8 protein-coding genes are annotated in these 7,785 nt (G+C 42.4%); 5 read left to right on the forward strand and 3 right to left on the reverse strand.

Translation table 11 applies throughout. The features are described 5' to 3' along the window. From PSI06_RS17140 to lpxC, 4 genes are all read left to right on the forward strand, one after another. The gene (locus PSI06_RS17140; RefSeq protein ID WP_004589419.1) at positions 1-786 is read left to right on the forward strand and encodes a cell division protein FtsQ/DivIB; all 786 of its coding nucleotides are present in this window, start codon (positions 1-3) and stop codon (positions 784-786) included. After that, positions 783-2,015: a cell division protein FtsA gene (ftsA, locus tag PSI06_RS17145; protein WP_273604450.1), complete on the forward strand. Its 1,233-nt coding sequence runs from the start codon at positions 783-785 to the stop codon at positions 2,013-2,015. Before PSI06_RS17140 ends, ftsA begins: the two co-directional genes overlap by 4 nt. 23 nt (positions 2,016-2,038) lie before the next feature. Further along, positions 2,039-3,286, forward strand: coding sequence for a cell division protein FtsZ (gene ftsZ, locus PSI06_RS17150; RefSeq protein WP_273604449.1), 1,248 nt, complete (start codon positions 2,039-2,041; stop codon positions 3,284-3,286). Positions 3,287-3,392: 106 nt separating this feature from the next. After that, positions 3,393-4,304, forward strand: coding sequence for a UDP-3-O-acyl-N-acetylglucosamine deacetylase (gene lpxC, locus PSI06_RS17155; protein WP_004589422.1), 912 nt, complete (start codon positions 3,393-3,395; stop codon positions 4,302-4,304). 129 nt (positions 4,305-4,433) lie between these two features. Here lpxC and yjjG read toward each other — a convergent pair whose 3' ends face one another. From yjjG to PSI06_RS17170, 3 genes are all read right to left on the reverse strand, one after another. Next, complete coding sequence (yjjG, locus tag PSI06_RS17160; protein WP_054982322.1) at positions 4,434-5,108, reverse strand: pyrimidine 5'-nucleotidase; 675 nt, start codon at positions 5,106-5,108, stop codon at positions 4,434-4,436. After that, positions 5,108-5,650: an inosine/xanthosine triphosphatase gene (yjjX, locus tag PSI06_RS17165; protein WP_004589424.1), complete on the reverse strand. Its 543-nt coding sequence runs from the start codon at positions 5,648-5,650 to the stop codon at positions 5,108-5,110. The genes yjjG and yjjX overlap by 1 nt, the downstream gene beginning before the upstream one ends. A gap of 63 nt (positions 5,651-5,713) precedes the next feature. Next, positions 5,714-6,613 (reverse strand): phosphoribulokinase, encoded by a 900-nt coding sequence (locus PSI06_RS17170; RefSeq protein ID WP_273604448.1) that lies wholly within the window; start codon positions 6,611-6,613, stop codon positions 5,714-5,716. Positions 6,614-6,729: 116 nt separating this feature from the next. On the opposite strand from PSI06_RS17170, the gene PSI06_RS17175 reads away from it, so the two are divergent. Beyond that, positions 6,730-7,602, forward strand: a complete 873-nt coding sequence (locus tag PSI06_RS17175; protein ID WP_273604447.1) for a hypothetical protein — start codon at positions 6,730-6,732, stop codon at positions 7,600-7,602. Positions 7,603-7,785 lie beyond the last annotated feature (183 nt).

A 7,785-nucleotide genomic window follows, 5' to 3' on the forward strand; every position in this document is an offset into this window, starting at 1 on the left:
ATGCATCCCCTTTTAGAAAAAGCTCAACAGTTAAAACAGCAACTTAACTTTAATTGGTCGCTAATTTTTGGTGTGAGCTTTTTTCTGGTGGTAGTGATTGGGCTCGTGCAAATAACTACCGGTGTATCTGATTGGCTAGTAGAGAACAAAGATGCACAAATAAAGCACTTAACAGTGCTAGGAAAGCCCAAATACACTGACGAAAAGGCCATAATAAAAGCAATAAAAAAGGCCGATTTAAGCAGTTTTTTTGAGCTAGATGTAAAACGCGTACAGCAACTGGTAAAAGATTTACCTTGGGTTGCAACCGTATCGGTACGCAAGCAATGGCCCGATACAATACAAGTGTACGTAGTTGAACACGAAGCCGTAGCCCATTGGAATAGCGATTTACTGCTAAACCAAAGTGGCGATGCCTTTGAAGCAAGTAGCGATAAACTCGCCAATGATTTACCGCAACTTTACGGCCCAGAAGGCAGCGAAAAAGAAGCGTGGATTGCCTTTAAGCAGTTTGACGAAATGCTAAAGGTAAATGCATTAACGTTAAAAAGCTTAGCCCTTTCGGAGCGTTTTTCGTGGCAGTTATGGTTAGATAATGGTGTGCGCTTAAATTTAGGGCGCAAAGACAAAGCAAAGCGAGTACAGCGGTTTATAGATGTGTACCCGCGCATGGAAAAGCGTGCAGATGCACAAATAGATGCAATAGATTTACGCTATGATACCGGCCTTGCAGTTAGCTATAAGCCTGTGCAAGAACAGCAATTACAAAATAAGAGTAAGGCATGACTAAGTTAGCAGAAAGAAACCTAGTGATTGGATTAGACGTTGGTACCTCAAAAGTGGTGGCCACGGTAGGTGAAATCACCGCAGATAACAAGCTCAGCATTGTTGGTGTGGGCAGCCAAGTATCTCATGGTATGGATAAAGGCGGCGTTAACGATTTAAACTTAGTGTCTGAGTCGATTCGCCGAGCAATAGATGAAGCCGAGTTAATGGCTGATTGTCGTATTAGCTCAGTGTACTTAGGGATTTCTGGCAAGCACATACAATGTCAAAACGAAAGCGGCGTGGTTGCTATCAATAATACAGAAGTAACCGATGAAGACATTGAAAATGTAATTCATATAGCGCGCTCTGTGCCCATTTCGGCCGAGCGTAAAATGCTGCATGCATTACCGCAAGAATACAGCATTGATATGCAAGAGGGCATTAAAAACCCCCTTGGTATGAGCGGCGTACGTATGGAAGCACGTGCACACATTATTACCTGCTCAAACGACATGGCTAAAAACATTGAAAAATGTGTTGAGCGCTGTGGTTTAGAGGTTGATCAGCTTATATTTACCGCACTTGCATCGTGTTACTCGGTTTTAACCGATGACGAAAAAGAGCTTGGTGTAGCGGTACTTGATATTGGTGGTGGTACAATGGATATCACTATTTATATTAACGGGGCATTACGCCATTCTTCGGTTATCCCAGTGGCGGGTAATCAAGTAACCGGTGATATTGCAAAAATATTTCGTACACCTATATCACATGCTGAGTCACTCAAAGTACAATATGCATGTGCAAGTAGCCAAATGGCCAGTAACGAAGACACCATAGAAGTACCAAGTGTAGGCGGGCGACCAGCACGATTAATGTCGCGCCATACTTTATCTGAAGTGGTAGAGCCTCGTTTTAGAGAATTATTTGAATTAGCGATGGAAGAAATTCGTCGCTCAGGTTTAGAAGACCAAATTGCGGCAGGCCTCGTTATTACAGGCGGGACTGCTAAAATGACTGGCGCAATGGAAGTGGCTGAAGACATTTTCCAAATGCCAGTGAGAATAGGCAAACCAATCGGGATAGTTGGTTTGACAGACTACGTAGACGATCCTTCGTACGCAACCGCTGTAGGTTTGTTACAATACGGGCGCACTATGCAATCGATGAATGCACAAAAGTCGAAAGCAGAGGATAATAATAATTGGTGGAACCGCATTACTAAATGGTTCCAAGGCGAGTTTTAAAGTACTCAAGTCGGAGAGTAAACATGTTTGATATGATGGAACAACACAGCGAAGAAGCTGTAATTAAGGTAATTGGCGTGGGCGGTGGCGGCGGTAACGCTGTTGAGCACATGGTAAAACAACAAATAGAAGGCGTGCGCTTTATAGCCGCAAATACGGATGCACAAGCATTACGTAATTCCGCTGCCGATATTACCGTACAACTAGGCACGCAAATCACCTCAGGGTTAGGTGCAGGTGCAAACCCAGAAGTAGGCCGCGAATCGGCTGAAGAAGATGCAGAAACAATCCGTGCCAGCCTTGAAGGCGCAGATATGGTATTTATTGCTGCCGGCATGGGTGGTGGTACAGGTACTGGTGCTGCACCAGTGGTTGCTAAAATTGCCAAAGAATTAGGTATTTTAACGGTTGCTGTAGTAACGCGCCCTTTTGACTTTGAAGGCAAAAAGCGCGCAGCAGCTGCTGAACAAGGCATTAACGAATTGTCAGAAATTGTAGACTCACTTATTACAATTCCGAACAATAAATTGCTTAAAGTTTTAGGTAAAGGGACTACACTATTAGATGCCTTCGCTAAAGCAAACGATGTACTTTTTGGTGCGGTTCAAGGTATTGCGGAGCTAATTACACGTTCTGGTTTAATTAACGTGGATTTCGCCGACGTACGTACCGTAATGTCAGCAATGGGTACTGCCATGATGGGCACAGCCTCTGCATCAGGCCCAGATCGTGCTCAAGAAGCTGCAGAAGCGGCTATTTCAAGCCCATTACTAGAAGACGTTGATTTAACCGGTGCTAAAGGTATTTTGGTTAATATTACCGCGGGTATGGACATTGCGATTGAAGAATTTGAAATTGTGGGTAACCACGTTAAAGCGCTAGCGTCTGAAAATGCAACTGTGGTTGTAGGTGCGGTTATTGACCCAGAAATGAGCGACGAGTTACGTGTAACCGTTGTTGCTACGGGTTTAGGCGGCGATCGTCGTCCGCAGTTTGGTATTGTTGATAACGGCTTTAAAAAGGCATCAGGTTCTGATGTAGCAAGTTCATCAAAGCAATCTAGCAGCATGTACGTACCAAGCTTTGCAAGCCAAGGCACAAGCACTGAAGAAACGATGCCAAGCACGCAAGTAGAAAGCAAAGAACAAGCGCCATCTACAAGCTCAAGCAACACGGCAAGTTCATCAGCGCAAAACAGTAAAAAAGCGGATAAATCAGAAGGCGGAGATTATTTTGATATTCCGGCTTTTTTACGTAAGCAGGCTGATTAACATTTACTAATGTTTTTGTTTGAAATATGTACAAATATTGAAAGGCAAAAGGATTTATGTTAAACTCCACCGTCTAACTGTAACTGATTTAAAAGTGAGCGAACCTATGATTAAACAGCGTACGATTGCACAAGTAGTCAAAGCCATAGGAATTGGACTTCATAAAGGTGAGAAGGTCACAATAACTCTCCGACCTGCGAGCGCAAATACCGGGATTGTATTTCGTCGTGTCGACCTTGATCCGGTTGTTGATTTTGAAACAACACCTGAAGCCGTTGGTGATACGCAGCTGTGTACCTGTTTAATTAACAAAGATGGCGTTCGCTTATCAACGACTGAGCACCTAATTGCAGCGGTTGCTGCAATGGGTATCGATAATTTAATTGTTGAATTAGACAGCTCAGAAGTGCCGATTATGGATGGTAGTGCATTACCGTTCATTTATTTGTTACAAAAAGGCGGTATTGAAGAGCAAAATGTTGCGAAACGCTTTATTCGTATAAAAGAAAAAGTACGTATTGAAGAAGGTGATAAATGGGCCGAAGTAGAACCATATGATGGTTTTCACATCGACTTTGAAATTGCCTTCGATCACCCGGCCATTAATGAAAGCCGCCAGCGCATTGGTTTAGATATTACTGCGCAAAGCTTTACTGAAGAAATTAGCCGTGCACGTACGTTTGGCTTTATGAAAGACATTGAATACATGCATGCTAATAACCTAGCACTTGGTGGCAGCATGGACAGCGCAGTAGTACTTGATGACTTTAAAGTACTAAACCCAAATGGTTTGCGCTACAGCGATGAATTTGTAAAACACAAAATATTAGACTGTGTGGGCGACATGTTTATGACAGGTCATAACCTACTAGGTAAAGTAACGGCTTATAAATCGGGTCACGATTTAAATAATAAGTTACTTCGCAAAATTATGGCAACAGAGTCAGCATGGGAGTGGGCAACATTTGAAACGCCTGTTACGATGCCTGCACCCGGCCTTGAATTAGCGACGGCCTAATTTAGTATTTTTTAAAAATACACGCTCACAAACAGTTATAAAAAATGACGCTTAATAGCGTCATTTTTTTTGCCTTAAATTAGCGAGTTGCAGCTAATAACTATTAATTTTGAATAATTGACGCGCAGCTTAAAGCGCTAAAATTGTTGGTAACTGTGCCAGTTCAGTTATGGTGTAGGTTGGGCTTATGCCTGCAGGTAACTGCTCGCCTGGGTGCTGTAGCCAACAGGTATCAATACCGGCATTATTGCCTCCTAAAATATCGCTAGAGGCAGTGTCGCCCACCATTAATATTTTGCTTTTGTCTGGGTTACCCATAAGCTCAAATGTGTGCTCAAAAATAGCCTTGTTAGGCTTAGCAATGCCTACCAGTTCCGAAATAACCAGCCAATCAAACATATTTTCAAGGCCGGTATGCGCTAGGCGCAGGGCTTGCAAACGTGCAAAGCCATTAGTAATAATACCCAATTGTGCATGCGGTTTTAAGGCATTTAGTAAATCGATTGCGCCGGGGAGTGGTTCACAAATTTGTGCCATAGCGTCTAAAAATGCATCGTTTAGCTCCTTAGCGGGTACCCCTAATTTTACAGCCCACTCGTTAAAGCGGGTTACTTGTAAGTAATCGGCGCTAATTTTTCCATCTTGATAATCTATCCACAGCTGCTTATTAGTTTTTTGGTAATGGATGTAATCGGCTTGGGTAAACTCAATGTTGTACGCTTTAAACATGCGGGTCATTCCCGCTAAAATATCAAACCTGAATAGTGTTTCGTCTGCATCAAACAGTACATAACTGTATTTCATTAATTTTCCTGATAAAGGCTAGGGTGTAAAAAAGGAGCCATAGCTAAGGTAAGCGCTTGGGTGTAGGTGCTTTGGCGAGTGGCATGATTGTTTGTGAGAAGCCCTATCGCGCCGCCTTTCTGCTTAACATTATGAGTGTTAAATGCTTTATCCATTACATCGCCAAGCTCTTCTCCGCTTAGCAGCGCGTTATATAACACTTGCGGTAACGGCAGGTTACTGCTGCGTCCTATCGCTTGCTCAGAGCCATTATTAATAACAACATAGGCAAAGGTTGCAGCACCATAGCTAAATTGCTCTGCACCGCCTTCCATTGCACAGTAGTAATCTGCTTGGTACATGTTTTTACAGTAAGTAACTCGGTTTTGTGCGCCTATACGGGTTTGTTCCTCGCCAATTGGTTGATCGGGAACATTTGAGGGAGCATCAACGCCTTGGCAATCAATTTCGTAACTAGGAAAGTACATTGCAAAAATATGTTTTGCAGCGTTAATTTTTACTGGGTTTTTAGAGCCCACAATAATTTTTAATGAGTGCGACACGTTTTCCCTCACTGTTAGCAAAAGCAGCAGTGTACGTCAGAAGTGTAAATCATAAAAGAGGGGCTAAATGGGTATATCTAAAGGGGCTAGGTTTTCAAGAGCTCGCTTTTTAACAATAATGTCTTTAATTAGCGGAGTAAGCACCAGCTCCATTGCTAAACCCATTTTACCGCCTGGCACCACAAGGGTATTTATACGTGACATAAAGCTGCCTTCAATCATCTGTAAATAATACGGAAAATCAACGTCATCAATTCCTCTAAAGCGAATAACCACAAAGCTTTCATCTAGCGAAGGAATATCTTTTGCGCTAAATGGGTTTGACGTATCAACCGTTGGCACACGTTGAAAGTTAATATGGGTGCGCGAAAACTGCGGTGTGATGTGGTTAATGTAGTCATCCATACTGCGTACAATGGAGTCCATTACTTTTTCGCGAGAGTGGCCGCGGTCTTGCGTATCGCGGATCAATTTTTGGATCCATTCAAGGTTAATAATAGGCACCATGCCTATAAGTAGATCCACGTGCTTAGCTACATCATGCTCCTGATCAACCACGCCACCGTGCAAGCCTTCGTAAAACATTAGATCAGTGTTTGTTTCAAGATCTTGCCAAGGGGTAAACGTCCCCGGTAATTGATTGTATGGCACTGCTTCGTCAAAGGTATGTAAGTATCGGCGTAACTTGCCTTGGCCTGTTTCGCCGTAGGTACCAAATAAGGTTTCTAATGCGCCAAAGTCATTGGCTTCACGGCCAAAGTAACTTATGTGTTTACCTTCTTGTTGTGCTTCGCGTACTTTTTTATCCATTTCTGGGCGCGTGTAACGATGAAAGCTATCTCCTTCGATAAAAGCCGCATCAATGTTGAGGCTACGAAAAATATGTTTAATTGCATTGGTGGTAGTGGTAGTTCCCGCACCCGACGAACCTGTAATAGCAATGATAGGATGTTTAGCTGACATGTATTTTCTCTTTTTTAGGACCAAGTTAGTTATAAAGAGTTGACTGACTTAGGTCAAGTGACGCCATCGGCAAATAACGTTATCATGAGGTGCTTAAAAATAAAACGAGAGAAAGCATGAAACTTATTAAACCATGGCTTGGGCTAGTCTCTTTAGCGGCGCTAAGCCTTGCTACAGCGCAGGCTAGCATGCCTAAAAGCCAAATATTACTTGCTGATTTAAATACACCCTACGGTATGCAAGTGAGTATAGTGAGCGACAAAAATAGCTATAACAACCAACCTTATTTAACAAACCAGGGTATTTATTTCACCCATGAAGTTATTTCAAGCGAGCAAAGTCAAACCGATATTGCCTATTATGATTTAGCAACCAAGCAAGTAAGTAACATAACAAATACGCCAGTGAGCGAATATTCGCCCACTGTTATGCCCTCAAAACAAAGTTTATCGGCCATTGTGGTAGAGCAAGATAGCAAACAAAAGTTGTGGCAATACCCACTCGATACTGAGCAAGCACCGAGCCGTATTTTTGATTGGATTGAACCTGTTGGCTACCACGCATGGGGCGCTCAAAGCGACTTAGTGATGTTTATTTTAGGTGAGCCACATACATTGCAATATACTTCGGTTGCTGCGGCAAAAGGCGAGGTGGTAGCAAGTAACATAGGGCGTACGCTTATTTATAACAGTAAAACCGCAAGATTTTTATTTAGTTACACAAAAAATGATCAGCATATTTTAGCAAGCTTTAACCCGCAATCTAAACAGGTAGAAGATTTACTTAGATTGCCAGAGCAAGTACAGGACTTTATTTTAAAAGATGCTAATACAGTGGCTTATGCGGTTAAAAACCGTGTATATATGCGTAATTTAAGTGGCACCGATGAGGTTTCTCAATGGCTTAACTTAAGCCCATATTGCGAGACAAACATAACGCGAATGAGTTATAAAAACGACAAACTTGCCTTTGTATGCGATGTAAAATAATTCGGACTTTGCAGCGCGTATAGGCTAATGTAATGCACAATTAAACATTAAAGGGATGGTAATCTCCCCATTTTTAATGGAGGTTATCTGTAGAATTTTCGTTGTTTAACTTTTCCAGTTTTTGTATGGGTGTTATCCCACCTATGCCCATGTTAGGGCGTTCATTATTATAAGTCCATAACC

Source organism: Pseudoalteromonas sp. GABNS16E, assembly GCF_028598715.1.
In the GTDB taxonomy this organism is placed as follows: Bacteria; Pseudomonadota; Gammaproteobacteria; order Enterobacterales; family Alteromonadaceae; genus Pseudoalteromonas; species Pseudoalteromonas atlantica.